This is a genomic window from Pseudomonas sp. NPDC089743 (assembly GCF_044748785.1).
Lineage (GTDB): Bacteria > Pseudomonadota > Gammaproteobacteria > Pseudomonadales > Pseudomonadaceae > Aquipseudomonas > Aquipseudomonas putida_X.
This window is the reverse complement of the sequence record NZ_JBIVGS010000007.1, coordinates 264,372-290,985: the sequence shown is the minus strand read 5'-3', so window position 1 is coordinate 290,985 and position 26,614 is coordinate 264,372. Positions and strand designations below refer to the sequence as shown.

25 protein-coding genes are annotated in these 26,614 nt (G+C 62.3%); 11 read left to right on the top strand and 14 right to left on the bottom strand.

From position 1 onward, the window contains the following. Positions 1-337: 337 nt before the first annotated feature. Positions 338-1,234: a formate/nitrite transporter family protein gene (locus ACIPZC_RS15555; protein WP_241804921.1), complete on the top strand. Its 897-nt coding sequence runs from the start codon at positions 338-340 to the stop codon at positions 1,232-1,234. 362 nt (positions 1,235-1,596) lie between these two features. Here the strand turns inward: ACIPZC_RS15555 and ACIPZC_RS15550 are convergent, their stop codons facing one another. Continuing rightward, the gene (locus ACIPZC_RS15550; RefSeq protein WP_241804920.1) at positions 1,597-1,920 is read right to left on the bottom strand and encodes a DUF2025 family protein; all 324 of its coding nucleotides are present in this window, start codon (positions 1,918-1,920) and stop codon (positions 1,597-1,599) included. A 185-nt stretch (positions 1,921-2,105) separates the two neighbouring features. On the opposite strand from ACIPZC_RS15550, the gene ACIPZC_RS15545 reads away from it, so the two are divergent. After that, positions 2,106-3,323 carry an ATP-binding protein gene (locus ACIPZC_RS15545; protein ID WP_400627876.1) on the top strand — a complete coding sequence of 406 codons (1,218 nt, stop codon included), beginning with the start codon at positions 2,106-2,108 and terminating at the stop codon, positions 3,321-3,323. 14 nt (positions 3,324-3,337) lie between these two features. On the opposite strand, the gene ACIPZC_RS15540 is transcribed toward ACIPZC_RS15545, so the two are convergent. The 7 genes from ACIPZC_RS15540 to ACIPZC_RS15510 form a co-directional block, all read right to left on the bottom strand. Further along, the gene (locus ACIPZC_RS15540; RefSeq protein ID WP_400627874.1) at positions 3,338-4,204 is read right to left on the bottom strand and encodes an efflux RND transporter periplasmic adaptor subunit; all 867 of its coding nucleotides are present in this window, start codon (positions 4,202-4,204) and stop codon (positions 3,338-3,340) included. Positions 4,205-4,215: 11 nt separating this feature from the next. Continuing rightward, positions 4,216-4,422, bottom strand: coding sequence for a DUF1656 domain-containing protein (locus ACIPZC_RS15535; protein WP_241804917.1), 207 nt, complete (start codon positions 4,420-4,422; stop codon positions 4,216-4,218). Then, positions 4,409-6,397 carry an FUSC family protein gene (locus ACIPZC_RS15530; RefSeq protein ID WP_400627872.1) on the bottom strand — a complete coding sequence of 663 codons (1,989 nt, stop codon included), beginning with the start codon at positions 6,395-6,397 and terminating at the stop codon, positions 4,409-4,411. Before ACIPZC_RS15530 ends, ACIPZC_RS15535 begins: the two co-directional genes overlap by 14 nt. Before the next feature lie 178 nt (positions 6,398-6,575). Then, positions 6,576-6,692 carry a cytochrome c oxidase subunit CcoM gene (ccoM, locus tag ACIPZC_RS15525; RefSeq protein WP_008097462.1) on the bottom strand — a complete coding sequence of 39 codons (117 nt, stop codon included), beginning with the start codon at positions 6,690-6,692 and terminating at the stop codon, positions 6,576-6,578. Positions 6,693-6,827: 135 nt separating this feature from the next. Further along, positions 6,828-6,989, bottom strand: a complete 162-nt coding sequence (locus tag ACIPZC_RS15520; protein WP_012313081.1) for a hypothetical protein — start codon at positions 6,987-6,989, stop codon at positions 6,828-6,830. Positions 6,990-7,067: 78 nt separating this feature from the next. Beyond that, entirely contained in the window at positions 7,068-7,397 is a 330-nt protein-coding gene (locus tag ACIPZC_RS15515) for an aspartate-semialdehyde dehydrogenase (RefSeq protein WP_400627869.1), read from the bottom strand. A gap of 108 nt (positions 7,398-7,505) precedes the next feature. Beyond that, on the bottom strand, positions 7,506-8,201 hold the full coding sequence (locus ACIPZC_RS15510; protein ID WP_400627887.1) for a M949_RS01915 family surface polysaccharide biosynthesis protein: 696 nt from the start codon (positions 8,199-8,201) through the stop codon (positions 7,506-7,508). Between the two features lie 130 nt (positions 8,202-8,331). Between ACIPZC_RS15510 and rapA the strand changes: the two genes are divergently transcribed. Further along, positions 8,332-11,178, top strand: a complete 2,847-nt coding sequence (gene rapA / locus ACIPZC_RS15505; protein WP_400627867.1) for an RNA polymerase-associated protein RapA — start codon at positions 8,332-8,334, stop codon at positions 11,176-11,178. A gap of 197 nt (positions 11,179-11,375) precedes the next feature. Continuing rightward, complete coding sequence (locus ACIPZC_RS15500) at positions 11,376-13,640, top strand: putative bifunctional diguanylate cyclase/phosphodiesterase (RefSeq protein ID WP_400627865.1); 2,265 nt, start codon at positions 11,376-11,378, stop codon at positions 13,638-13,640. Here the strand turns inward: ACIPZC_RS15500 and ACIPZC_RS15495 are convergent. Both ACIPZC_RS15495 and ACIPZC_RS15490 read right to left on the bottom strand, forming a co-directional pair. Continuing rightward, entirely contained in the window at positions 13,540-14,427 is an 888-nt protein-coding gene (locus tag ACIPZC_RS15495) for an NAD(P)-dependent oxidoreductase (RefSeq protein ID WP_400627863.1), read from the bottom strand. The genes ACIPZC_RS15500 and ACIPZC_RS15495 overlap by 101 nt on opposite strands. A 159-nt stretch (positions 14,428-14,586) precedes the next feature. After that, positions 14,587-14,901: a DUF2288 domain-containing protein gene (locus tag ACIPZC_RS15490; protein ID WP_241804911.1), complete on the bottom strand. Its 315-nt coding sequence runs from the start codon at positions 14,899-14,901 to the stop codon at positions 14,587-14,589. Positions 14,902-15,260: 359 nt separating this feature from the next. On the opposite strand from ACIPZC_RS15490, the gene ACIPZC_RS15485 reads away from it, so the two are divergent. The 7 genes from ACIPZC_RS15485 to ACIPZC_RS15455 all read left to right on the top strand — a co-directional run bounded on the left by ACIPZC_RS15485 (position 15,261) and on the right by ACIPZC_RS15455 (position 22,925). Further along, on the top strand, positions 15,261-16,376 hold the full coding sequence (locus ACIPZC_RS15485) for a branched-chain amino acid ABC transporter substrate-binding protein (protein ID WP_400627861.1): 1,116 nt from the start codon (positions 15,261-15,263) through the stop codon (positions 16,374-16,376). 186 nt (positions 16,377-16,562) lie between these two features. Beyond that, positions 16,563-17,486: a high-affinity branched-chain amino acid ABC transporter permease LivH gene (gene livH, locus ACIPZC_RS15480; protein ID WP_008097482.1), complete on the top strand. Its 924-nt coding sequence runs from the start codon at positions 16,563-16,565 to the stop codon at positions 17,484-17,486. Continuing rightward, positions 17,483-18,739: a high-affinity branched-chain amino acid ABC transporter permease LivM gene (locus ACIPZC_RS15475; RefSeq protein WP_267821479.1), complete on the top strand. Its 1,257-nt coding sequence runs from the start codon at positions 17,483-17,485 to the stop codon at positions 18,737-18,739. The genes livH and ACIPZC_RS15475 overlap by 4 nt, the downstream gene beginning before the upstream one ends. Beyond that, the gene (livG, locus tag ACIPZC_RS15470; RefSeq protein WP_241804908.1) at positions 18,736-19,503 is read left to right on the top strand and encodes a high-affinity branched-chain amino acid ABC transporter ATP-binding protein LivG; all 768 of its coding nucleotides are present in this window, start codon (positions 18,736-18,738) and stop codon (positions 19,501-19,503) included. Before ACIPZC_RS15475 ends, livG begins: the two co-directional genes overlap by 4 nt. Continuing rightward, positions 19,504-20,205: an ABC transporter ATP-binding protein gene (locus tag ACIPZC_RS15465; RefSeq protein ID WP_012313071.1), complete on the top strand. Its 702-nt coding sequence runs from the start codon at positions 19,504-19,506 to the stop codon at positions 20,203-20,205. It begins immediately after the preceding gene. Between the two features lie 334 nt (positions 20,206-20,539). After that, positions 20,540-21,214 (top strand): COG3650 family protein, encoded by a 675-nt coding sequence (locus ACIPZC_RS15460; protein WP_400627857.1) that lies wholly within the window; start codon positions 20,540-20,542, stop codon positions 21,212-21,214. Positions 21,215-21,317: 103 nt separating this feature from the next. Beyond that, positions 21,318-22,925: an NAD(P)/FAD-dependent oxidoreductase gene (locus ACIPZC_RS15455; RefSeq protein ID WP_400627855.1), complete on the top strand. Its 1,608-nt coding sequence runs from the start codon at positions 21,318-21,320 to the stop codon at positions 22,923-22,925. A 119-nt stretch (positions 22,926-23,044) separates the two neighbouring features. Here ACIPZC_RS15455 and ACIPZC_RS15450 read toward each other — a convergent pair whose 3' ends face one another. The 4 genes from ACIPZC_RS15450 to ACIPZC_RS15435 form a co-directional block, all read right to left on the bottom strand. Beyond that, positions 23,045-23,509, bottom strand: coding sequence for a glycine zipper 2TM domain-containing protein (locus tag ACIPZC_RS15450; protein WP_241804905.1), 465 nt, complete (start codon positions 23,507-23,509; stop codon positions 23,045-23,047). A 200-nt stretch (positions 23,510-23,709) separates the two neighbouring features. Beyond that, positions 23,710-24,357 (bottom strand): pyridoxamine 5'-phosphate oxidase, encoded by a 648-nt coding sequence (gene pdxH, locus ACIPZC_RS15445; protein WP_400627853.1) that lies wholly within the window; start codon positions 24,355-24,357, stop codon positions 23,710-23,712. Positions 24,358-24,376: 19 nt separating this feature from the next. Beyond that, on the bottom strand, positions 24,377-25,360 hold the full coding sequence (locus tag ACIPZC_RS15440; RefSeq protein ID WP_400627851.1) for an OmpA family protein: 984 nt from the start codon (positions 25,358-25,360) through the stop codon (positions 24,377-24,379). A gap of 99 nt (positions 25,361-25,459) precedes the next feature. Then, on the bottom strand, positions 25,460-26,605 hold the full coding sequence (locus ACIPZC_RS15435) for a serine hydrolase domain-containing protein (protein ID WP_241804902.1): 1,146 nt from the start codon (positions 26,603-26,605) through the stop codon (positions 25,460-25,462). Between the last annotated feature and the right edge of the window lie 9 nt (positions 26,606-26,614).

The window sequence follows — 26,614 nt, the reverse complement described above, 5'->3', positions numbered from 1 at the left end:
AAGCACCCACACGAATTGCTTGATTCGATTTGTTAAAGAGCGTTTGGTTAAGAGCTTTTCGTCTCAACCGAGGCGCGCATTCTACGCTTTCCTCATTTGCTGTCAAGCGTTTGTTTTGAAGTTTTTTCGAATCCGCTTTCTTTCAAAAGCTTTGAACTTCAACAACTTACCGCCTGCCTCACCGCGTTCAACGCTGCGAGGAGGCGAATAATACGCGGTTTGAAATTTGAGTCAACACCTTGATCTAAAAAAACTTCGCCTCGCATTTTGCAGCCGCTGGGCAACTAAATGCATGAACCATCGCTCTGTAGATAAACACTCCGTGGAGGGCAATGGCATGAGCGATGCGCAGAGCGAGAAGACCCCTGGCCTGTCGGCTGATGAAGAGAAGGAAGTCAGCCATAACCAACCCCCGAGGGCGGCGGTTCTGCACGAAATCATTCGCTATCAGGGCGACCAGGAACTGGAGCGGACCCTGGCGGCGCTGTGGTGGTCGGCCTTGGCAGCTGGCCTGACCATGGGGCTTTCATTCATGGCCATGGGGCTTTTTTACGCCCGCCTGCCCGAAGGCGAGAGTGCGCACGTCATCGCCAGCATCGGCTACAGCGCGGGCTTTCTTGCGGTGATCCTGGCGCGTCAACAACTGTTTACGGAAAACACCCTCACAGCGGTCCTGCCGGTGATGACGACACCAACCTTCGCCAACCTCGGGCGCCTGTTGCGCCTATGGGGCGTAGTACTGGTAGGAAACCTGGCAGGCACCTTGCTGGTTGCCTGGGTCATCCTCGAGCTGCCCATTTTCGACAGCAAGACGGATGTCGCCTTCCTTGAAATCGGCCGCAAGGTGATGGAGAACGATATCAGCCAGATGTTCGCCAAGGGCATCATATCGGGCTGGATGATAGCGACCATGGTGTGGATGATCCCATCCATGGAGAACGCCAAGATCTGGATCATCCTGATGATCACCTACCTGATGGCACTGGGCGACTTCACTCACATCGTCGTAGGTTCGGTCGAGGTGTCCTATCTGGTCTGGGCGGGAGACGAAAGCTGGCGCAGCTTCTGGCTGGAGTTTGCCTTGCCGACCCTGGCCGGGAATATCATTGGCGGCAGCTTCATTTTTGCCCTTATCAGCCACGCCCAGGTGCGAAGCGACAGCGGCAAGCCACCTTCGCAGCTATTGAAGGATGAAAAAAGGTCTTCGTTCGGCAAGCAGGACGACAAGCAATGATCCGAAGCGTGCAGTCGCTGCCGGTTCGGGCTCGCCAACGCAGTTCCACCTGGGAATCCTAGGCGGCCAGGCCCCTGGCAAAACACGCAGCTAACCAGGGGCCACATCAAGCTGCCAATGCTGACACTCTATCCACTGGTCCGGGCTAGGTGCGCTACCGCCTGGCGATCAAGCTTTCCGGACACAAGCGCCGGCCTCGGGACCTGAACCTGATTGCTAGTCTGACCGGGCTGCTGGATCACTGTGGCTGGAAGCATTGGCTCCAGCTTCGCGTCCAGGCTTGCCAGTACCTGCAAACGCCATCAGTAATTGCTCTGATCGATATCGGCCATTTCAAGAGCATCATCACCGCCGCGGCACTGTCAGCAGCGCAAGGAGCGCTGCGCCAGAATTTCCGGCAGGTCCGTGCGCCGCAGGTACTGGCGCAGCGGTTCGGCAATGTTCAGCCGATCGTCCACATGCTGCTCCAGCAGCAGCGACAGGCGCTGGCGGCACAGCGCCATGTGCGCGCCCTGCGCTGGCCGCCAGACGAACTCGCTGCACGGGATGATGCTCTCGTCTGCCACGTCCATACCGAACGCGTCTTCGCTGAACCGTACGATATGGACGCCGCGTTTGCCATGAAAGCCGACGAAGCCCTTGAGCTGGTCGGCCGCACTGCAGATGTCCTGGGATGTGATGGCCATGTCGAAACCTCGCAAATAACCGGAAGTGACGCACGCCAGGCGGGCAACGGTCGCCTCTGGTGGGCGACGCGCAAGGCCAGCCTAGCTCAATCGCTGGCCGTTTCGCCAAGGTTTTTCGCCATTGGCCCAACCGCCCCGCTAGACTGATGGGCTAATCTATTCCGTCGCCAATTTTGGGACCGTTCATGACCAACGCCATCAGCGCCGATATCGCCACCATCGGCCGCATCAGCGCCGTGCCCGCCATCCTTCAGGTCATCTGCGAATCCACCGGCATGCGTTTCGCCGCCGTGGCACGGGTTACCGAAAGCAACTGGACCGCCTGCGCCGTACTCGACAATCTGGGCTTTGGCCTCGAGGTGGGCGGCGAGCTCGAATTGGCAACCACGCTGTGCCACGAAATTCGCAGCTCTCACCAGACCATCGTGATCGATAAAGCCAGCGAAGATGAGCGCTACTGCCACCACCATACGCCGCAGCTCTATCGCTTCGAAAGCTACATATCCGTACCGGTGTTCCGTACAGATGGCAGCTTCTTCGGCACCATCTGCGCCCTGGACCCGAATCCGGCCTCGCTCAAAGGCCAGGCAATCCAGCCCATGATGGAGTCGTTCGCCCGCGTGCTCGCCATCCAGATCGAGAATGAAGAGAGCGTCCAGCACACCGAGCGCGCCCTGCGTGAGGAACGGGCGATGGCCGAAGTGCGCGAACAGTTCATCGCAGTGCTCGGCCACGACCTGCGCAATCCTCTGTTCGCCATCACCGCAGGCGCCGAACTGTTGATTCAGCGCCTGGATGAAGACAAGCACCGTGGGATCGCCCGCCACATCCACACTTGCGGGCAGCGCGCCGCACAGCTGGTACGCGACGTGCTGGATTTTGCCCGAGGCCGGCTTGGCAGCGGCATCCCTTTGAACCTCAAGGCCTGCCCGGACCTTGCCGAAGGCCTCATGCATGTCGCTGCAGAACTGCAGCACATCCACCCACAGCGGCAGATCGTGCTTCAGATCGGAGATATCGGCGGCCTGTACTGTGATCGCGAACGGGTGGCCCAGCTGCTCTCCAACCTTATCGCCAACGCGCTGACCCATGGTGCGCCTGACGGGCCGGTGACGGTCAGGGCGGCGATCGCCGACGGGGAGTTCGCGCTTAGCGTGCACAACAATGGGCACCCCATCGCCTCACAAACCCTGGACCAACTGTTCAAGCCCTTTACCAGGCCGCTGTCTGCGGGGCCAAGACAGGGGCTTGGGCTTGGCCTTTATATAGCCAACCAGATAGCCCTGGCCCATGGTGGACGCATGCAGGTCATCTCAGATGAGCGAACCGGCACGCTATTCAGCTTTCACTTGCCGGCCACTGCACCGAAGCAGATGCCGGGGCCGTCGGCGGCCAGCCTGTAACGCATCGCCGAGGATCACTCAGGCGCATCCTCGTGCACCTGCACACTGGCCGTCATCCCCGCGCTGAGGTTCATGCCTTCGGGAATGTCGTCGAGCCGGATGCGCACCGGTATTCGCTGGGCCAGCCTTACCCAGTTGAAGGTTGGCTCAACCTCCGGCAACAACTGGCTGTCAGGGGTGCTGTTCTTGTCGGTGATACCCCGGCTGATGCTTTCCACATGCCCCTGCATGGCCTCTCCTGCCCCCATCAGCCAGACCTTCACCGAATCGCCCACACGGATGCGCGGCAATTTGGTTTCCTCGAAATACGCCTGGATATAAAAGGTCGAGTCATCCACCAGGGCCATTACCGACTGGCCGGCATTTACATAGTTGCCCTGAGCCAGGCGCAAGTTGGTGATGTGCCCACTGCGCGGTGCTCGCACTTCGCTGCGGGCAAGGTTGATTTTCGCCACCTGTAACTGAGCTTGCGCCTCATGCAACTCACCGCGGGCAATGGCGGCATTGATTTGCGCGTTTTCGCGCAGCTCGGCACTGATCGCCCCGGGCCCCAGTGCCGTGCGCCGTGCTGCTTCGCGCTCACGCAGATGCAACTGCTGGGTGCGTGTCTCGGCCACGGCGCTGGCCTGGTCGAACGCGGCCTGGAAGCGCTCACGGTCTATGCTCATCAACAGCTCGCCAGCCTTGACCCGCTGGTTGTCCTGGACCCTGAGTTCACGCACCCAGCCGGACACATCGGGCGCGATGACCACCACGTCTGCCCGCACCCGTGCATCACGTGTCCATGGGGTGAGCATGTAGTACTGCCAGAGCTTATAGCCGGCCAAAATGGCAATGGCGACCACACAGAGGGTCACCAGGATACGGACGACAGCACGCATCGAATCACTCCTTACAAAGGCCCCAGCAGGCGGACTACCAGATAGAGCACACAAACGAACAACGCAGCGTCGAACAGCGCTTCATGCCAGATCCAACGCGCCAATGGCGTGGCTTGCACGACAAAGCGCAACAACCCGGTAAGCACCAGCGCCATCAGCACGTAGATCAGAAAAGGGCTGAGCAGCACGCCGCCCAATGCCCACTCACGCAACCCCATGGGCTTCCTCCTGCCAGCGGCACCATTTGCCCCAGCTTTTCTGCAACTGCAACACTGCCCCTTCGGCCAGGCGTAACGGGTCACTCGCCGGCAAGCGTCGTAGCGCCGCGATGAATCGCTCGCTGGCGGCATCCAGCCACTGCCCTCGGCCGGCCGCCGGCCCACTGGCCAAGACTGTTTCCAGTTGCTGCAGATATTCCCGTTCGGCATCCACAAGCGGCGCCTGGGCGACCGCCAGGCACATGCGCAAGTGCACCAGTTCGTCGCCGATGTCCAGACCATGCAGGCCATCGTCCCAACGCTTGCGTTCGGCTTCTTGCAGCTCGCCGGCGTGCCGTGCCAATTGCATCAGGCGGTCGGCCATGCGCCCGCCAAACCAGCTGTCGGCACCGCGCAGGTCACGCCGGGTCAGGCGCACCAGGTCGCTTTGGGTCGCCGCGCGCAGACGCCGCCCAAGCCAGGCCGGGTGACGGAACACCAGCAGGCGAAACGCCATGACCGCCGCACCTACGCCCACCAGCATGGCCAGGGCACTGTTGAGCATGGTTGCCACACCGAACTGCATGGCATTGAGCGGCGACACCAATACGATGAAGTGCAAGCAATAAGAAGTCGCCGTGGCACCGGTGCGCGGGTGAGCCATACCCAGAGCACCAAAGAACAGAGGCACGCCCATGCCCAGGCACAGCAGGGCGAAACTGCTCCATTGCGGCAAGATGATCTGCCCCACCAACAATGCCGTCGGGATCGCCAGCAGGATGCCCCGCAAGAAGCTGAGGCCGATCTGCGCACCATTTTCACGGCTGGCGAACAGGCTGCAGACCACACACGTCAGCACCAGGCCACCGGGCGCGGACGGCCAGGCAGTGGCGAGCCAGAAACCACTCATCACCAAAAATGCCAGCGCACTGCGGGAACCGAACAGCAACGCCAGCGACCAGTCGCGGTGGGCGGCCAGCCCCTGCGCCACATCCTTCGGCGCCCTGCCCGCTTCGACATCATCGAGTGCCTGTGAGGCAGCCATGGCGTAGTCCAGTAGCAGCGTCATGCGGGCCAGGCAAAAATGCTCGGCAGAGCTGATCTGCTCATCATGCGCGGCGTCCCAGATGCGCTGACGCAACACCAACAGGCTCGGCTGATCGGGCTTGACCAGCAGGGCGCGCACTTCTTCCAGCCACGGGCCAAGACGCAGGGCTTGCTGTTCATCCAGCTGCTGCCACTGGCGACGCACCGAACGTGAAATCCGCAGCAGTACCATCAGTTTCTGGCTCAGGCCACGAATGGCGCTGGCCCGCTGGCGCCCGCGCGGGCCCTCGAACCAGGCATGTTCGCGCTGGGTATCGATGGCAACGAGGCGCCCGAGGATCTCCAGCAGGCCTTCGCGCGCCTGGTCTTCACCGCCAAGCATGGCGCTGGCGGCCTGGAACCCGCTGTGCCAGGCCTGGCGCGCCTGCCCGGCAAGCTGCTGCTCCACCCGCATCGGCCAGAGCAAGGCGCTGGTGGCCGTTGCGCAGAAGATTCCCAGGCAAATCTCGGTACAACGGGCTACCGCCTGATCGAACACTTGCAGGGGCTTGTCGATCGCGGGCAAGGCGATGATCGCTGCGGTGTAGCCGGCCAGTACGAAGGCATACGCCCAGGCGCTGCGCAGTTGGGTCGAGGCCGAGGTACACAGGGCCAGCCACAACGCCAGCGTAATGAGAAAAAGCCATGGCGTCTGGGCGAACAGCGCCATGAACAGCACCGACATGAAGGTGCCGACCAATGTCCCGGCCAAGCGTGCGAGGCCTTTCTGTACCACCATGCCCGACAGGGGTTGAGCGACGATGAACGCGGTCATCAGTGCCCAGGAAGGCTGCTCCAGCCCCCAGCGCATGGCCAGCCACAGGGCAAGGCCGCCGCCAAGCAGGGTTTTGATGGCGAATTTGATGGCGAGGCTGCTGGGTGCGAACAGGGCCTGGAGGGTGATTGGCACGAAACGGACCTTGCGGGGGATGATCTGGTAAACGATAGACAATGGAGGGAAGGATAATGCTAAAACGGATAATTAGCTAGCTAATCATCTTTAAGGGCTGCCACCTCGAACCTCAAGACAAAAAAAATGGGCGACCGAAGTCGCCCTAAATGCCTTGCGTGCCCGTGAAGCTGGAAGGTCAGCGCGGCTTGCGCTTGTTCGAGTCCTTCCAGATGAAAATGCCCAGACCGGCAAAGAACGCGAACATCAACCCGACCGTTACCACACCAGCGATAACCACATTGTCGAAGAACATGTCGGCCTCCCGATTCGTTTGCCGTTGTCCGATGGATGCAAGGTAACGAATAAGGGGCGCGGGGAAATTGATCGAAGTCAATGGTGCCCGGGGCCGGGCACGCGAGGCGGGTGCAGGGTTGACCTGCGTCAAGTTTCAGCGCTTCTTGGGCTTGCTCTTGGGCTTCTTTTTCTTCGCCTTGCCCAGCGGCATGGCTTGCTCGAACGCCTGACGCACTTCGTTCAGGCGCTTTTCCTTGAGGTCGTGCACGCGCTTGGCACGTTCGGCATCGAAGTCGATGAGGTTGTCTTGGCTCATGGGTGGGCTCGAGGATCAACAGAGACTTGCATGATGCAGCCAGGCGTGGGTCATGACCAGCCCCGCGGCACAGGGCCCCTAGATTTCGATATCGACCAGCAGCCCCTGGCGCGTCTGCTCGCCCATAAAAGGAGCTACCGGTACCGTGTTGTCGCCGTTGACTTCGTCACCCGGCAAGGCGCTGTAGCGCTCGTCGCCCCCCTGTTGATGACGCCGCTGCTGCCGGCGCTGCTCCTCGCGCAGCAACAGGACCTGCTCCTGCGGGTCGCGTTGCTGTTTGAGGTCGATGGCGCTCTCACCGGATGCAGGCTGCGTGGGGACTACCGGCTTGATGTCCGGGGTCGGCTTGACCGGGTCCTGTTGCGAGGTCACTGGGGCGGCACTGAGCGGAATGATCGGCGGCAGCATGAGAATTCTCCTGTGCCCACTGTATCGGCCGGTTGTCAGCCGCCTTGAGCGTTGGCGAGCAAGGTAATGCGGCCGGCGTCGGCCACGTCATGCCAGTATAGACAGCGGCTACGGCACTTCGTCATAAGGGTCTTGATCGCTTGGCGGGCTGGCCTCGCTCCAGGGGCGCTTGAAGACCTGCTGCCAGACCGCGTCCATATGCTCGCGCAGCACTGGCGCCGCGTTGTTCAGCGAGGCACTGTCCTGGCGAACGCCACCGATCGGCTCTTCGCCTGCCGGGGTGATCAACGACTGCCCGGTGATGGTGTAACTGGTCTGGCCCTCGCGCATCTCGATGGCAATGTCGTGCGGATCGATACCACCGCCGCAGAACGCATGGCTGGCCACCGTCACCTCGGCGATGCCGTCTTTGTTCAGGTCGCCCACATCGCTGACATCGTTGTAGAAGTCGACATCCAGGTCCAGGCCAGGGCAGGTGGTTTCCTGCTCGATCTGCCAGCGCGGCTTGAACCCATCGCCTTCGGTGTTTCGCCCGTACAGCGTGGCCTTGAGCACCACCTTGTCGACTTCCTGCTCGGACTCGGCATCGACCGCCTGGCCATCGCTGCGGCTGAGCACCAGCAGGCCTTCACCGTCCCGGTCACGGAAATGCACGCTCTTGATCGGTGTCTGCACCCCCAGCACCTCGAGCTGCTCCACCGGGATCGCAGGCAGGCTTTCGAAGTTTTTCTGCTCGCAAGCGGCCAGCAGCACGAGGCTGCCCACGGCCAGAGAAGCGTTCAACCAGCGGTGCTTGAGCGGCATGGCGTGGGTTGCCCTCATCGGCAAGACGGTATTGTGCGATGAAACAGCTAGACTCTTGGACTTCAACTCTATGGTCCGCCGGGCCTATCCGTTAACATAGCCGGCTTTTCATCGCGGGAGTTCAGGCAGTATGGCGCAGCAGTATCAACCGGGGCAACGCTGGATCAGTGACAGCGAAGCGGAGCTCGGCCTGGGGACCATCCTGGCCCAGGATGGCCGCTTGCTGACCGTGCTCTACCCGGCCACTGGCGACACCCGCCAGTATTCCCTGCGCAATGCGCCGCTGACCCGCGTGCGCTTCTCGCCAGGTGACCAGATCACCCACTTCGAAGGCTGGAAACTGACGGTACGCGAAGTCGAGGACATCGACGGGCTGATGGTCTACCACGGCCTCGACGGCCAGAACCAGCCGCGCACCCTGCCGGAAACCCAGCTGTCGAATTTCATCCAGTTCCGCCTGGCCAGCGACCGGTTGTTCGCCGGCCAGATCGACCCATTGTCCTGGTTCAGCCTGCGCTACAACACGCTGCAGCACACCAGCAAGCAGGTCCAGTCATCGCTGTGGGGCCTGGGTGGCTGCCGCGCGCAGCCGATCGCCCACCAGTTGCACATCGCCCGTGAAGTGGCGGACCGCAGCGCCCCTCGCGTACTGCTGGCCGACGAAGTGGGCCTGGGCAAAACCATTGAAGCGGGCCTGGTGATCCATCGCCAGTTGCTGACCGGGCGTGCCAACCGCGTGCTGATCCTGGTGCCGGAAAACCTCCAGCACCAATGGCTGGTGGAAATGCGCCGGCGCTTCAACCTGCAGGTGGCACTGTTCGACGCCGAACGTTTCATTGAAAGCGACGCCAGCAACCCGTTCGAGGACGCCCAGTTGGCGCTGGTCGCCCTGGAATGGCTGGTCGAGGATGAAAAGGCCCAGGATGCGCTGTTCGCTGCGGGCTGGGACCTGATGGTAGTCGATGAAGCCCACCACCTGGTGTGGCACGAAGACAAGGCCAGTACCGAATACAGCCTGGTCGAGCAACTGGCCCAGGTCATCCCGGGCGTACTGTTGCTCACCGCCACCCCCGAACAACTTGGTCAGGACAGTCACTTCGCGCGCCTGCGCCTGCTCGACCCCAATCGCTTCCATGACCTGGCAGCCTTCCGCGCCGAAAGCGAGCACTATCGCCCGGTGGCTGAAGCCGTCCAGGAACTGCTCGACGAAGGCCGCCTGTCGCCCAAGGCCCACGCCACCATTCAAGGTTTCCTGGGTGCCGAGGGCGACGCCCTGCTGGCCGCCGTCAGCGATGGCGACAGCCAGGCGAGCGCCCGCCTGATCCGCGAACTGCTTGACCGCCATGGCACGGGCCGCGTCCTGTTCCGTAACACCCGTGCGGCCATCCAGGGCTTCCCGGAGCGCGAACTGCACCCCTACCCGCTGCCAATGCCAGAACAGTACCGCGACCTGCCAGCCGGCGAGCACGCCGAGCTGTACCCGGAAGTCGCGTTCCAGGCCCAAGGTGAAGTCGGCGACGACGAGCGCTGGTGGCGTTTCGACCCTCGCGTCGACTGGCTGATCGACACGCTGAAGATGCTCAAGCGCACCAAGGTCCTGGTGATCTGCGCCCACGCCGAAACCGCCATGGACCTGGAAGACGCCCTGCGCGTGCGCTCCGGCATTCCGGCCTCGGTCTTCCATGAAGGCATGAGCATCCTTGAGCGCGACCGCGCCGCAGCCTACTTCGCTGACGAAGAGTTCGGCGCCCAGGTGCTGATCTGCTCCGAGATCGGCAGTGAAGGGCGCAACTTCCAGTTCGCCCACCACCTGGTGATGTTCGACCTGCCGGCCCACCCCGACCTGCTTGAGCAGCGCATCGGCCGCCTCGACCGGATCGGTCAGAAGCACGTCATCCAGCTGCACATCCCTTACCTGCAGGAAAGCCCGCAAGAGCGCCTGTTCCAGTGGTACCACGAAGCACTCAACGCCTTCCTCAATACCTGTCCGACCGGCAACGCCCTGCAGCACACGTTCGGCCCACGCCTGCTGCCGATGCTCGAAGGCGGGGACAGCAAGCAATGGGATGCCTTGGTAGCAGAAGCCAAAGGCGAGCGTGAACGCCTGGAAGCAGAACTGCACAGCGGCCGCGACCGCCTGCTGGAGCTCAACTCCGGCGGTGCTGGCGAAGGCCAGGCGCTGGTCCAGGACATCCTTGAGCAGGACGACCAGTTCGCACTGCCGATCTACATGGAAACCCTGTTCGACGCCTTCGGCATCGACAGCGAAGACCACTCGGAGAACGCCCTGATCCTCAAGCCGAGCGAAAAGATGCTCGACGCCAGCTTCCCGCTGGGCGATGACGAAGGCGTCACCATCACCTACGACCGTGGCCAGGCGCTGTCGCGCGAAGACATGCAGTTCCTCACCTGGGAACACCCGATGGTGCAGGGCGGCATGGACCTGGTGCTGTCCGGCTCGATGGGCAACACCGCCGTCGCGCTGATCAAGAACAAGGCGCTCAAGCCTGGCACCGTGCTGCTGGAGCTGCTGTTCGTCAGCGAGGTGGTCGCGCCGCGCAGCCTGCAGCTGGGCCGCTACCTGCCGCCTGCGGCGCTGCGCTGCCTGCTCGATGCCAACGGCAACGACCTGGCCTCGCGCGTGGCCTTCGAAACGCTCAACGAGCAACTCGAAAGCGTGCCTCGGGCCAGTGCCAACAAGTTCGTGCAGGCCCAGCGCGACGTGCTGGCCAAGCGCATCAGTGGCGGTGAAGCCAAGATCATGCCGACCCACGTCGAGCGCGTGGCAGAGGCGCAACGCCGCTTGGCCGCCGAAGCGGACGAAGAACTGGCGCGTCTGACCGCTCTGAAAGCCGTGAACCCAAGCGTACGCGACAGCGAAATCGACGCCCTGCGCAAGCAACGTGAAGATGGCTTGGCGATGCTCGAAAAGGCAGCGCTGCGCCTTGAGGCCATCCGCGTGCTGGTGGCTGGCTAAGCCCGACCGCGGGTAGTGGGAGGTGCCAGCGCATCTCCCGCTCCTTTATACCTCTGCGTTATCGACCTCATAACCAAATCGTTGCAATCAAAGAGCCATTACCCCGGAAGGTTTAATCACCGGTTCCTATACTCCTTTGTGGATAGTCTCCTGGGGATTGAATGGAGACCCGTGCGAACTCGACCATGGGGCACGCAATGGAATGGCTGGGACTGCAACTGTTCTCCGATGTGCCGGCTAGCGGCAGCATCGTCATCGACTGCCGTCATGAACCACTACTGATCCTGATCGCCTTCGCGGTGGCCAGCGCTGCCTGCTTCGCCACCCTGGACATGGCCGAGCGCCAGTCACACAGCGAACAACCGGCTGCACAGAGGCAATGGCGCATGCTGGGTGCCTGCTGCCTGGCCGGGGGTATCTGGGCGATGCATTTCATCAGCATGCTGGCGTTCAGGGCGCCGCTGGAGTTGCACTACGATGCACCGCTGAGCGGCCTTTCGCTGCTGATTGCATTGGGTGCGGCCTGGATGGCGATGACCAGCCTCGACCGCGAGCGCATGGGCCCACAGCACTACCTGCAAAGCGCCCTGCTGATCGGCCTGGGCATCCTGCTGATGCACTTTGTCGGCATGGCGGCGTTGCAGACCGGGGCCAAGCAGTACTACCAAACCGAGCTTTTGCTGGCCAGCACCGTCATCGCCCTGCTGACCAGCCTGGCCGCACTGCTGATGGCCCGCTACTTCCGCAACGGCAGCGGCACGCTGCACCAAGCCCTGAAATATGGCGCGAGCCTGCTCATGGCCGGCGGCATCGTGGCTACCCATTTCACCGCCATGGCCGCCATGACGCTGGTCATTCCTGCCGACACCGCCCTGCATTTGCCATCCGCCGACAACAGCCTGCAACTGGGCCTGACGGTGGCTTTCATCACCCTGCTGATCAGCGCAAGCAGCATCAGCGCAGCCTTGGCCGACAAAAAGCTGCAGAGCAAGGAACACGACCTGCGCAGGGTGAATATGCTGCTCAGCCAACTGGACCAGGCGCGCGCCTCTTTGCAGCAAGCCGCTCACTACGATGCACTGACCAGCCTGGTCAACCGGCGAGGTTTCAATCAGGTGTTCGCCGAACGCCTGGCCGAACAGGATCCCGAAGAGCATCGCCTGGCGGTGATGTTCCTCGATATCGACCATTTCAAACGGATCAATGACAGCCTCGGCCATGACGCCGGAGACCAACTGCTCAAGGTGATCGCCAGCCATATCAAAGCAGCCACACGCAGCCACGACCTGGTGGCACGCTTCGGCGGCGACGAGTTCTGCGTGGTGACCAGCCTCAATGGGCCTGACGAAGCACGCCACCTGGCACAGCGCATCATGCAGCGCATGAAGGACCCCATCGACCTGGGCGGGCGGCGCATGGTCATGACCACCAGCATCGGCGTCAGCATTTACCCCGACGACGGCCTCACCGCTGAAGAGCTGCTCAAGCATGCCGACCTTGCCCTGTATCAATCCAAGGGCAGTGGGCGCAACAGCCTGCATTTTTTCAACAGCAGCCTGAAAACCCGCGCCACCCTTGAACTGCAACTGGAAGAAGAACTGCGCATCGCCTTGCTTGAAGAACGTGGGCTGCGCGTGCATTACCAGCCCATCTATCACCTGGGCACCGGCCAGGTCGCCAAGCTTGAAGCGCTGGTACGCTGGCAGCACCCGCAGCATGGGTTGCTGAGCCCGGACCGCTTCATCGGCATTGCCGAAGCCAACGGCCTGATCGTCGACCTGGATCTCTGGGTACTACGCCACGCCTGCGATGACCTGGCGCAGTTGCATCGCCATGGCTTCGCCGACCTCAAGCTCACGGTCAACTGCTCAGCGGTGACCCTGGGCCATGACGGGTTGCCCAAAGAAGTGGAAATGGCCCTGTTCCAGGCGGGGCTGGCCCCTCGACACCTGGAACTTGAGGTCACCGAGAATGCCCTGATGGGCGACATCCAGCGCACGCTCAGCCTGCTCAAGCGAATCCGTGGCCAGGGTGTCAGCCTTTCGATCGATGACTTCGGCACGGGGTACTCGTCACTGGCTTACCTCAAGCGCCTGCCTCTGGACGTCCTCAAGATCGACCGCAGCTTTCTTCAGGACGTGCCGGCCAGCCTGAAAGACCGTGAAATCGTACAGGCGATCATCGCAATGGCCCATACCCTGCATCTTCAGGTGGTCAGCGAGGGTGTAGAAACCGTCGAGCAGCACGAGTTTCTGGCCGCCAACGGCTGCGACTACCTGCAGGGTTACCTGCTCAGCCGGCCGGTACCGCTGGCCGAACTGCGGCCGATCCTGGAGCGGCTCGACCGCCAGGAAGCCGCCGTCAGCGCGTGTTGCGATACAGCTCTACCAGGGTCGCCGGATCTTTTTGCAGATACCCCTGGCTACCGTGCAAGCGCATCAATTGCGCGGCGAGGGCACTGAGCGGGGTCGCCGCGCCCTGCTCCCGGGACAGCTTGACCGCCCCGTCGAGGTCTTTGAGCAACGTGCGCACGTGCCATTTGACCGGTTCGAAGCGGCGCTCGGCCATTTGCGGTGCCAGGATCTGTAGCGGCTTGGAGTCGGCAAAACCACCGGCCAGGGCTTGGGCGATGAGCGTCGCGTCCACGCCTGACTGCTCGGCCAACGCCACCACTTCGGCAATCACCAAGGCGTTGCAGGCCACGATCATCTGATTGCAGGCTTTGGTCACCTGCCCCGCCCCCACCCCGCCCATGTGCGTGACCCGCTGGCCAAGGGTAAGCAATACCGGGCGCGCTCGCTCCAGGTCGGCAGCCTCGCCGCCGACCATGATCGCCAAGGTGCCGGCCTCGGCGCCCGGCGTGCCACCGGACACGGGTGCATCCAGCCAGGCCATGCCGCACAAGGCGGCCAACTCGGCAGCCATCTCGCGGGTGGCGGTCGGCTCAAGGCTGGACAAGTCGATCAGCAGTTGCCCACTGCGCCCACCCTGGGCGATACCTCGCTCGCCGAAAACCACCTCGCGTACCACCGCCGTATCCGCCAGGCACAGCAGCACCATGTCACTGCCCCGGCACAACGCCGCAGGATCTGCAGCCAGCCGGGCGCCGGCTGCGACCAGCTCGGCACACTTCTCCGGGCTGCGGTTCCAGACGGTCAGCGGGTAACCTGCGGCCAACAGGCGCCGACACATGGGCAGCCCCATCAGACCGATCCCGGCGAATCCAAGCGAAGGCAGTTCAGTGCTCATAACGACTCCTGGCAAATCCAATGGTTATCCGGGCCTTATCAGGCCCCATTACGCATCCCGTAAACTGTTACCGCCACGCCAAATTGTTACCTACCTCTACCCCAGCTGAACGCCGTCGAGCACCATAATGGGGCGCCTGCGCATTTTTACGCACCAAAATCAACCGGCAGAATTCGCGCTCTTCACTTGAATCAGGATGAACGGCGAAACCACCACTGCCCATATCTCTGGATCGCGGCTTTGCAGGTCGAGCGCCTGTTCGGCCGAGACAGGGCCCACAGTGCCATCATCCCGCCATTTGGCGAACATCTCGCTGCGATTCTCAGCCATCACTTCGGCAACCGCTATCAGGTCCAGGCCAGGGTCGACCCAAATCAGGTCACCCTTTGCCCAGAAACGCTCCAAAGCTTTCCACTCGATAGTTGCCGTCTCGCCCAGCAATTTGGCATAGAGGGTGCTTGTTTGATCAGTCATGGGTTTTTACCGCAAATATCAGCCAATAAAAAAGGTCGGCATTTTTGCAGAAAAACCCGGTTTCAAATATGTAATTTGGTCGATTGGCCCAGAACTTGTGGGGTTGGGCCGAAGATGCAGGCAATCTAATGGCGCCTTTCTGTATCTTTGTGTCGACCATGCGACAACCCGCGAAACAGGCGCTTTTCGCCCGCTTTTCAAGCGCTCGGGCAGCGCTCTACACTGTACCGGTACAGTTCCGGGACATGTTCCGGGGGAAGGTGGGCATGCAGTATGGCGTGGCCATACCGCGAGTCCCGCCCGGTCTGTAGCCCTGGCCGCCAGGACTATAAGAATTACAACAGAATGAGTGGAGCACTATGATCAAGATTTCCAAGCTGTTCGCCGCAATGGTACTGGCCGGGGTAGCCAGCCATTCGTTTGCCGCCGATACCATCAAGATCGGCATCGCCGGTCCCAAGACGGGTCCTGTGACCCAATACGGCGACATGCAGTTCATCGGCGCGAAACAGGCCATCAAGGACATCAACGCCAAGGGCGGCGTGGATGGCAAAATGCTTGAAGCCAAGGAATACGACGACGCCTGCGACCCTAAACAGGCCGTGGCAGTCGCCAACAAAGTGGTCAACGACGGCGTCAAGTTCGTCATCGGCCACCTGTGCTCCAGCTCCACCCAGCCAGCGTCCGACATCTACGAAGACGAAGGCGTGATCATGATCACCCCGGCCGCCACCTCGCCGGAAATCACCGCCCGTGGCTACAAGCTGATCTTCCGCACCATCGGCCTGGACAGCGCCCAGGGCCCGGCCGCCGGCAACTACATCGCCGATTACGTCAAGCCGAAGGTCGTTGCAGTGCTGCACGACAAGCAGCAATACGGCGAAGGCATCGCCACTGCGGTCAAACAAACCCTGGAAAAGAAAGGCACCAAGGTTGCCGTGTTCGAAGGCCTGAACGCTGGTGACAAGGACTTCTCCTCGATCATCCAGAAGCTCAAGCAGAACAACGTCGACTTCGTCTACTACGGCGGCTACCACCCAGAGCTGGGCCTGATCCTGCGTCAGGCGAAGGAAAAAGGCCTGGACGCCAAGTTCATGGGCCCAGAGGGCGTGGGTAACGACTCGATCTCGCAGATCGCCCAGAACGCCTCCGAAGGCCTGCTGGTCACCCTGCCGAAGTCGTTCGACGCTGACCCTGAGAACAAGGCCATCGTCGACGCCATCAAGGCTGACGGCAAGGACCCGAGCGGTCCGTTCGTGTTCCCGGCCTACTCCGCCGTGGAGCTGATCGCCAAAGGCATCGAGGCCGCCAAGTCCGAAGACACCGACAAGGTGGCAGACGCCATCCACGCCGGCTCCTTCAAGACCCCGACCGGCACGCTGTCGTTCGACGAAAAAGGCGACCTGAAAGACTTCAAGTTCGTGGTCTACGAATGGCACTTCGGCAAGCCGAAGACCGAAGTCTCCCCTCAATAACTGCGTGACTAAATAGCTGACCGTAAAAGCCCACTGTGCGAGCAGTGGGCTTTGTTTTACGAGGTTCATGGACCTGACTCCCGCGATCCGGGGGCCGGTTCACCTGAAAATCTTAAAACCGTCACTCGCGGTTTCCTGGCCTACCCCTGCCAGCGAAATGCAAATCAGGTTTTTAGGAGCGCTGTAATGCCTGAGATCTACCATTTCTTCCAACAACTGGTTAATGGATTGACCATCGGCAGCACCTATGCCTTGATCGCCATCGGTTACACGATGGTGTACGGCATCATTGGCATGATCAACTTCGCCCATGGCGAGGTGTACATGATCGGGTCCTACGTGGCCTTCATCGCCCTCGCAGGGCTGGCCATGATGGGTATCCATTCGCTACCGATCCTGATGACCGTTGCCTTCGTCGCGACGATCTTCGTCACCAGCGCCTATGGCTACAGCATCGAACGGGTTGCCTACCGCCCCCTGCGCAACAGCAACCGTCTGATCCCGCTGATTTCCGCCATCGGCATGTCGATATTCCTGCAGAACACTGTGCTGCTTTCGCAGGATTCCAAGGACAAATCCATCCCCAACCTGATCCCCGGGAGCTTCTCATTCGGGCCGGGCGGTGCTGAAGAAGTCCTGATCAGCTACATGCAGATCCTGGTATTCGTGGTCACCCTGGTGGCCATGACCCTGCTGACCCTGTTCATCTCCCGCTCTCGCCTGGGACGCGCCTGCCGCGCCTGCGCCGAGGACATCAAGATGGCCAACCTGCTGGGCATCAACACCAACAACATCATCGCCCTGACCTTCGTCATCGGTGCCGCGCTGGCGGCGGTGGCGGCTGTGCTGCTGAGCATGCAGTACGGCGTGATCAACCCCAACGCCGGTTTCCTGGTGGGCCTGAAGGCCTTCACCGCGGCAGTACTGGGCGGCATCGGCAGCATTCCGGGCGCGATGCTCGGTGGCCTGGTGCTGGGCGTGGCCGAAGCCTTTGGCGCCGACATCTTTGGCGACCAGTACAAGGACGTGGTGGCATTCGGCTTGTTGGTTCTTGTCCTGCTGTTCCGGCCGACCGGCATCCTCGGCCGCCCGGAGGTTGAAAAAGTATGAACAGAAATCTCAAACAGGCGTTCTTCAGCGCCTTGCTGGTGTGGGCCGTGGCCTTCCCGGTGCTGGGCCTGAAACTGAGCATCGATGGCATCAGCCTGGTGGTGCACACCCAGGGCTCGTTCACCATCGGCATCATCGCCGCCTGCTCGGTGCTGATGTTCCTGCGTGTGCTGTTCGACAGGCAGTGGAGCTCGGTGATGGGCCGCCGCTCGGATCGCAAGCTGATCTCGCCGGCGGTAAGCAATTTCCTGACGTTGCCCAAGACGCAGCGCTGGATCATCATCGGCCTGATCGTGGTAGCGCTGGTGTGGCCGTTCTTCGGCTCGCGCGGAGCCGTCGACATCGCCACGCTGATCCTGATCTACGTGTTGCTGGGCCTGGGCCTGAACATCGTGGTCGGCCTGGCGGGCCTGCTGGACCTGGGTTACGTCGGTTTCTACGCTGTCGGCGCCTACAGCTACGCGATGCTGTCGCACTATCTGGGCTGGAGCTTCTGGGTATGCCTGCCGATCGCTGGCCTGATGGCCGCCACCTTCGGCTTCCTGCTCGGCTTCCCGGTGCTGCGCCTGCGCGGTGACTACCTGGCGATCGTGACCCTGGGCTTTGGCGAGATCATCCGCCTGTTCCTGCGCAACCTGACCGACTGGACCGGCGGCCCCAACGGCATCAGCAACATCCCCAAACCGGAACTCTTCGGCCTGACCTTCGAACGCCGTGCCGCCGAGGGGATGCAGACCTTCCACGAGTACTTCGGGCTGCCGTACAACTCGATCAACAAGGTCATCTTCCTCTACCTGGTGGCACTGCTGCTGGCCCTGTTGGCGCTGTTCGTCATCAATCGCCTGCTGCGCATGCCGATCGGGCGAGCCTGGGAAGCATTGCGTGAAGACGAGATCGCCTGTCGTGCGTTGGGCCTGAACCCGACCGTGATCAAACTCTCGGCATTTACTCTGGGCGCCTGCTTCGCCGGTTTCGCCGGCAGCTTCTTCGCCGCCCGCCAAGGGTTGGTGACACCTGAGTCGTTCACGTTCATCGAGTCGGCGATCATCCTCGCCATCGTCGTGCTTGGCGGCATGGGCTCACAACTGGGCGTGATCCTCGCGGCCATCGTGATGATCCTGCTGCCTGAGCTGATGCGTGAGTTCAGCGAATACCGGATGCTGATGTTCGGTGCGCTGATGGTGTTGATGATGATCTGGCGTCCGCAAGGCTTGCTGCCTATGCAACGTCCACACATGGAGCTGCGTCGATGAGCCGCGAAATTCTGCAAGTCAGCGGCCTGAGCATGCGCTTCGGCGGCTTGTTGGCGGTCAACGGCGTGGGCCTGACCGTCAAGGAAAAACAGGTGGTGGCGCTGATCGGCCCGAACGGCGCCGGCAAGACCACGGTGTTCAACTGCCTGACGGGTTTCTACAAACCTAGCGGCGGCACCATTCTGCTCGATGGCCAGCCGATCCAGGGGCTGGCCGGCCACCAGATCGCCCGCAAGGGCGTGGTGCGGACCTTCCAGAACGTGCGCCTGTTCAAAGAGATGACCGCGCTGGAAAACCTGCTGATCGCCCAGCACCGCCACCTCAACACCAACTTCTTGGCCGGCCTGTTCAAGACCCCAAGCTTCCGCCGCAGCGAGAAAGAGGCTTTGGAGCGTGCGCAGTACTGGCTGGAGAAGGTCAACCTGACCGAGTTCGCCAACCGTACCGCCGGCACCCTCGCCTACGGCCAGCAACGCCGCCTGGAAATCGCCCGCTGCATGATGACCCAGCCACGGATCATCATGCTCGACGAGCCGGCAGCGGGCCTGAACCCCAAGGAAACCGAGGATCTCAAAGCGCTGATCGCTTATCTGCGAGAGTCGCACGATGTCACGGTGCTGCTGATCGAACACGACATGAAGCTGGTGATGAGCATTTCCGACCATATTGTCGTCATCAACCAGGGCACGCCCCTGGCAAACGGCACACCGGAGGAAATTCGCGACAACCCTGACGTGATCAAAGCTTACCTGGGGGAAGCGTAAATGCTGAAGTTCGAGAACGTCTCCACCTTCTACGGCAAGATCCAGGCTTTGCATAGCGTCAACGTCGAGATCAATCAGGGTGAAATCGTCACCTTGATCGGTGCCAACGGCGCGGGCAAGTCGACCCTGCTGATGACCCTGTGCGGCTCGCCCCAGGCGCACAGCGGCAGCATCAAGTACCTGGGTGAGGAGCTGGTCGGCCAGCCTTCCTCGCACATCATGCGCAAGAGCATCGCCGTGGTCCCGGAAGGGCGCCGGGTGTTCGCCCGCCTGACCGTCGAGGAAAACCTCGCCATGGGTGGCTTCTTCACCGACAAGGGCGACTATCAGGAGCAACTGGACAAAGTCCTGCAACTGTTCCCGAGGTTGAAAGAGCGTTATGTGCAGCGCGGCGGCACCATGTCCGGCGGCGAGCAGCAGATGCTGGCCATCGGCCGGGCGCTGATGAGCAAGCCCAAGCTGCTGCTGCTCGACGAGCCCTCGCTGGGTTTGGCGCCGATCATCATCCAGCAGATCTTCGACATCATCGAACAGTTGCGCCGCGATGGCGTGACGGTGTTTCTGGTGGAACAGAACGCCAACCAGGCGTTGAAAGTCGCTGATCGGGCCTATGTGCTGGAGAATGGCCGGGTTGTCATGCAGGGCACGGGAGAGGCGCTGCTGACCGACCCGAAAGTGCGTGACGCCTACCTCGGCGGTTGACGCTGTCAGTTAGCGTTTCAGGGCTGCTACGCAGCCCATCGCCGGCAAGCCGGCTCCCACCTCGACCGCGCAGTGCTTCAGGCCTGCGCGCTACCCGCTCAAGCCGGTTCCCATAGTTACAGCGCAACGCTCGAAAATTGCGCGGTCCCAGTGGGAGCCGGCTTGCCGGCGATGGGCCGCAACGCGGCCCCAAATCGCTCACCTGAATGGCATCAGGACCTCAACCCATTTTCTGCCTGATGCAGATGCACCGCCCGTACCCACCTCTTGTGATCGGCGCCTGGCATGCGTACCGTGGCCTGCACTTCATGCAAGCATCCCGGAGCCCCGCCCCATGCGCCTCACCCCTTCCCTTGTACTCACCGCCCTGCTGCCACTGTTCGCCGGCTGCCAGATGCTGGCCGCGCCACCAAGCGACCCGAACATCGGTACTACACGCATGCAGGGCGAGTTGAGCGCCGGTGGCGGCCAGTTGCTGTTCAAGCCCTGCAACGAAGCCCGCCGGTTCGTGATCAAGGATGTCGCCGGCACCGGCATTTTGCAGGAAGCCGCGAACCTGGCAGACGACGCCGGTGACAAACTGTTCGCCGATGTGCGCGGGCGCCTCACCGGCAGCAAGCAGGCCGACAACGACGGCCAGCTCGAGGTGCGCACCCTGTACCGCCTGGATCCGTCCACCCGCGCCTGCGAAGACCCCAACTTCAAGCAACTGACCCTGCGCGCCAGCGGCCATGAGCCCGAGTGGGACGTCAAGGCCAGTGGCAAAGGCATGGTGATCAACCGCATTGGCAAGGAGCCATTGCCGCTGCCTTTCCTGGAAGAGGAAGTGCCCGGCGGCGGCCTGACCCTGACCAGCGAAGCCAACGGCCAGCATGTGGAACTGTGGGCTGCCCCGCAGCGTTGCGTCGATACTGCCACCGGTGCCGTGCAACACCTGCGTGCCGAGCTGCGCATCGATGGCCAGACCCTGCAGGGCTGCGGCTACTACGGCGGTGCACGCGACAACTGATCGCCGGGCACTTTTATCCTGCCAGTCAGGGCGGCGAACAGCTTATACTTGGCGGTTTGTGTAAAGCCGCCGGCCGCCCATGGCCGGGATACTGGACCCTGCCATGCTACGAATCACCGAACTGAAGCTGCCCCTGGACCATCCCGACGAAGCGCTGCGCGAAGCCATTGTTCAGCGCTTGGGCATCCGTGATGAGCAACTGCTCAGCTTCAACCTGTTCAAGCGCAGCTACGATGCGCGCAAGAAGAACAGCGAACTGCTGTTCATCTACACCATCGACCTTGAAACCAGCAACGAAGCGGAGCTGCTGGGCAAGTTCGCTGACGACCGCAACATCACCGTCGCACCGGATGTCACCTACAAGTTCGTTGGCCACGCACCGGCCGACCTGCAGGAGCGCCCGATCGTGGTCGGCTTCGGCCCGTGCGGCATCTTCGCCGGTCTGCTGCTGGCCCAGATGGGCTTCAAGCCGATCATCCTCGAGCGTGGCAAGGAAGTGCGCCAGCGCACCAAGGACACCTGGGGCCTGTGGCGCAAGAGCGTGCTCAACCCCGAGTCCAACGTACAATTCGGCGAAGGCGGTGCCGGGACCTTCTCCGACGGCAAGCTGTACAGCCAGATCAAGGACCCGCTTCACCATGGCCGCAAGGTACTGGAGGAGTTCGTCAAAGCCGGTGCGCCGGACGAGATCCTCTACATCAACAAGCCGCATATCGGTACTTTCCGCCTGACCGGCATGGTCGAGCAGATGCGCCAGGACATCATCGCCCTGGGCGGCGAAGTGCGCTTCCAGGAGAAAGTCACCGACCTGTTGCTCGACGATGGCCAACTGAGCGGCGTGGTGCTGGAGAGCGGCGAGCAGTTGCAGTCGCGCCATGTGGTGCTTGCCCTGGGCCACAGCGCCCGCGATACCTTCCGCATGCTTCACGGCAAAGGCGTGTTCATGGAGGCCAAGCCGTTCTCGGTGGGCTTCCGTATCGAGCACCCGCAAACGCTGATCGACAAGGCGCGCCTTGGCAAATATGCCGGCCACCCGAAATTGGGTGCCGCTGACTACAAGCTGGTGTACCACGCCAAGAACGGCCGCTCTGTGTACAGCTTCTGCATGTGCCCCGGCGGCACCGTGGTCGCAGCCACCAGCGAACCAGGCCGCGTCGTTACCAATGGCATGAGCCAGTATTCGCGTAACGAGCGCAACGCCAACTCCGGCATCGTGGTCGGTATCGACCCTGAGCGCGATTACCCGGGCGGCCCGCTGGCCGGTATCGAACTGCAGGAGCGCCTGGAAGCGCATGCCTACGTGATGGGCGGCAGCAACTATCAGGCACCGGCCCAGCTGGTCGGCGACTTCGTGGCAGGCAAACCCTCCACCGCGCTGGGTAGTGTCGAGCCGTCCTACAAGCCGGGCGTGACCTTGGGTGACCTGGCGCCAAGTTTGCCGGCTTTCGCCATCGAGGCAATCCGCGAGGCGCTGCCAGCCTTCGATCGACAGATCAAAGGCTACAACCTGCATGACGCTGTGCTCACCGGGATCGAGACACGTACCTCCTCGCCGCTACGCATTACCCGCGGCACGGATTACCAGAGCCTGAACGTGAGGGGGCTGTTCCCTGCAGGTGAGGGTGCCGGGTATGCCGGGGGCATCCTCTCGGCGGGCGTGGATGGCATTCGCATTGCCGAGGCCGTGGCGCGGGACATCCTCGGGCTGTAAGCCGCCAGCGCCTACCCCAGCCTGAAGCCTGGAGCCGGATTGCCAGCGACAGGGCCAGGACAGGCACATAAAAAACCCCGAACGGGCCTGGCCAGTTCGGGGTTTTGTTTTTGCCGCAATCAGTGCGTAACGCGGCTGGTACCGTCGACTGTCATGATGCGCACACGCTCACCGACGCGGAAGATTTCGTTCTCCTGCACGGCCTGCACGTAGGCGCGCATGCTGCCATCGTCCTCACGCACGGTGATTTCGACACCTTGGGTGCGGGTGATGCCTTCTTCGGCAGCGGAACCCGCCAGGCCACCCGCCACGGCGCCGATTACCGCAGCAACGATGCTGCCACGGCCACCACCAATGGCACTGCCGGCAACACCACCGACGATTGCGCCTGCACCGCCGCCGATAGGGGTTTTGGTGCCTTCGATCTTGACCGGACGCAGGGACTCGATGGTCCCCATGCGCACGGTCTGCACGCGACGGGCCTCATCACGGGAGTAGCTGTCGCCGGTCAGGCTGGAAGCACAGCCGCCCAACAGCAACGACAGGGTGGTGAACGTCGCCACCAGCAAAGCGGATTTACGCATGGGTAAAGTCTCCATAAGTCAGGTGTCCATTAGACGCTGCACTTCGACGGCTGTCACGATAGCAAAGCCATAAAAAATATTTCCGTTCAGCTACGGTACAGCCTCCGAGCCGGGCCTGGACATCTAGACAGAAGATAGTCAGGGTTTACTGCATTGAAGTGCTAACGGCATGCAGGGGCTGCCAAGCAGCCCCCCGCACCCTACGGCGCCAGGCGCTCGCGCAGCCACTGGCCATCGACCCATCGATAGTTCAGCCGATCATGCAGCCGGCTCGCCCGTCCCTGCCAGAACTCGATGCGCTCCGGCAGCACGCGGTAGCCTCCCCAATGCTCGGGGCAGTGTGGCTGGGTGTTGCAGAACCGGGCTTCAGTGGCCTTCACCAGCCCTTCTAGCGCCTCGCGGCTGGCGATCACCCGGCTTTGTGGTGAAGCCCATGCGCCAAGGCGGCTACCCAGCGGACGGACCTGGTAGTAGTCATCCGACTCTTGGGGCGTAACCTTTTCCACACGCCCTTCGATGCGCACCTGACGCTCCAGCGCCGGCCAGAAAAAGGTCATGGCAGCGTAGGGGTTGGCCAGCAGTTGCTGGCCCTTGGCGCTGTAGTAGTTGGTAAAGAAGGTGAAGCCGCGGTCATCGAGCCCCTTGAGCAGCAATACACGGCAATGGGGACGGCCATCACCGTCGACCGTGGCGAGCGTCATGGCGTTGGCCTCCACCGGTGGCTGCTCGGTCTTCACCGCATCGGCGAACCACTGGTGGAACAAAGCGAACGGCTCGCCCGGCGCCTGGGCTTCAGCCAGGCCATCACGGGTGTAGTCGCGGCGCATATCGGCCAGGGATTGGGTCATGGCTGCGTTTCCTTGACGATCAGTTGGTCTTCGCAGGGCTATTGGCGGCTACTTTTTTCTCGGCGGTAGCTTTCTTGGCCGCGGGCTTGGCCGGCGCAGCTTTCTTTTTAGCGGCGGTTTTGGTCGATGCCTTGGCTTTGGCTATAGGCTTCTTCGCAGCAGGTTTGGCCGCTGCCTTGGCGGCTGGCTTGGTCTCGGCTGGCTTGGTGGCGGGTGCCTTGGTGTCCTGGACAGCTACCATCGTGCTCGGTGCCGGCGCTGGCCGCTGATACTTGGCCATCAAGGCAAGCATGGTGTTCTGCGGGGTCAGCATCATCTCCACGCGGCGGTTCAGGGCACGGCCTTCAACGCTGTCGTTCGCTGCCCGCGGCATTTCCGAACCCATGCCCTTGAGGGACAGGCGGTCACGGTTCAAACCGCTCAAGCGGAAAATCGCCGACACCGAAGCGGCGCGCTCCAGGCTGAGCTTCTGGTTGGTAGCCGCAGCACCGCTGGTGTCGGCGTGGCCAAGCACCAGCACGGCAGTCTTGGGATCGCCCTCGACAGCCTTGGCCACACGGGTAATCGGGCCCAGGCTCATGGGCAGCAGCATGTTCGGACGATCCGGGTTGTAGGAGCTGTCAGCCGGGAGGGTCACCACCAGCACATTCTCGCGGCGCTCCAACTCCAGCTTGCTGTCCTTGATCGCTTCACGCAGCTTTGGCTCGTACTGATCGAGCCAGGCCTGAGTGGCCTTTTCGTCAATTTTTGGCACAGCCGGGCCCTTGGCCTGCTTGTCGTCACCGCCAAATGGCCACCACCAGCGGCTGGCGCTCTCGGACTTGGCATCGGCCTTGGCGACTTTTTCGGTAACGGCCTGCTTCACTTCCTGCTCGGCAACCTCGTCCGAACCGAATGGCCACCAGTTGCTGAGGCCGCCCTTGGAGGCATCCTGGGAATGGCTGGCGCAGCCGGTCATGGCGGTCAGGCACAGGGCGAGAGCTAAGGTTTTATGTGAAGACATCAGCGATACACCATGAAATAGAAAGAAATTTTGCCCACACACTCGAGGCGTTGGCATTGAGGATAGTCAAAGGGATTGCGCAATACCCGCGTTACCCGATCAAAGGCAAGTGCCAAGGACACGCACCAGTTGCTGGGCCCTGGGATCCATGAGCACGTAAGGGCCGAGGGTATTGACCACGAAACCGAAAGCAACGTCGTGCTCGGGGTCGGCAAAACCCACCGAACCCCCTGCGCCGGGATGGCCAAAGGCCCGCGCGCCCAGGCCGAAAGTGGCGTTGGCCACGGTGGGCTGGTCCAGCATGCAGCCGAGGCCGAAGCGGGTCTTGGTCAGCAGGGTGCGATCCTCGCCGATGCTGTGTTCACGCGTCAGTTCATCGAGCAGCTCGGACTCGAGCAGGCTGCCGTCGAGCAGGCCGGCGTAGAAACCCGCCAGGCTACGGGCATTGCCGTGGCCATTGGCCGCCGGTTGCTGCATGCGGCGCCACTCAGGCTTGTTGGTACTGGTGAGGATGGCCGGCGGGTTGGTGAACGCACGGGTAGACAACGCCTCGGGCTCACGCATGGTCACCTGCAGCAGGCGCTGGGCGGCGGCATCGCCGGCGTTGCCCTTGCCGCGCGCAATATGCGCCACACGATGGAATTCATCGTCCGCCAGGCCTACGTGGAAGTCGAGCCCCAGCGGCCGTGCGGTACGCGCCACGATCGACTCCCCTGGGCCACGGCCATCGGCGCGGCGGATCAACTCGCCGATCAGCCAGCCGTAGGTGATGGCGGCATAGCCATGCGCGGTACCCGGCGCCCACCAAGGCGTCTCGGCGGCCAGCGCATCGACCATGGTTTGCCAGTCATACAGGGCCTCTGCTGGCAGCAGCTCGCGGATGGCGGGCAAACCCGCCCTGTGGCTGAGCAGTTGGCGCAGGGTGACGCTCTCCTTGCCTGCCTGGGCAAACGCTGGCCAATAGCGCGCCACCGGCGCATCCAGCGCCAGCTTGCCCTCACCGACCAGCTGCAGCGCCGTGACGGCAGTGAACGTCTTGGTGCAGGAGAACAGATTGGCGAGGGTATCGCTGTGCCAGGCCTGCTGGCCGTCTTTGTCGGCACTGCCCGCCCAAAGGTCGATTACCGTCTCGCCACCGACTTGAATGCACAGCGCGGCGCCGCGCTCCTGAGGATCATCGAACAATGCCGCGAACGCTTCGCGCACTGCCTCGAACTTCAGCTCATAGTGACCCTGGATCTGCACCCGCTCGTT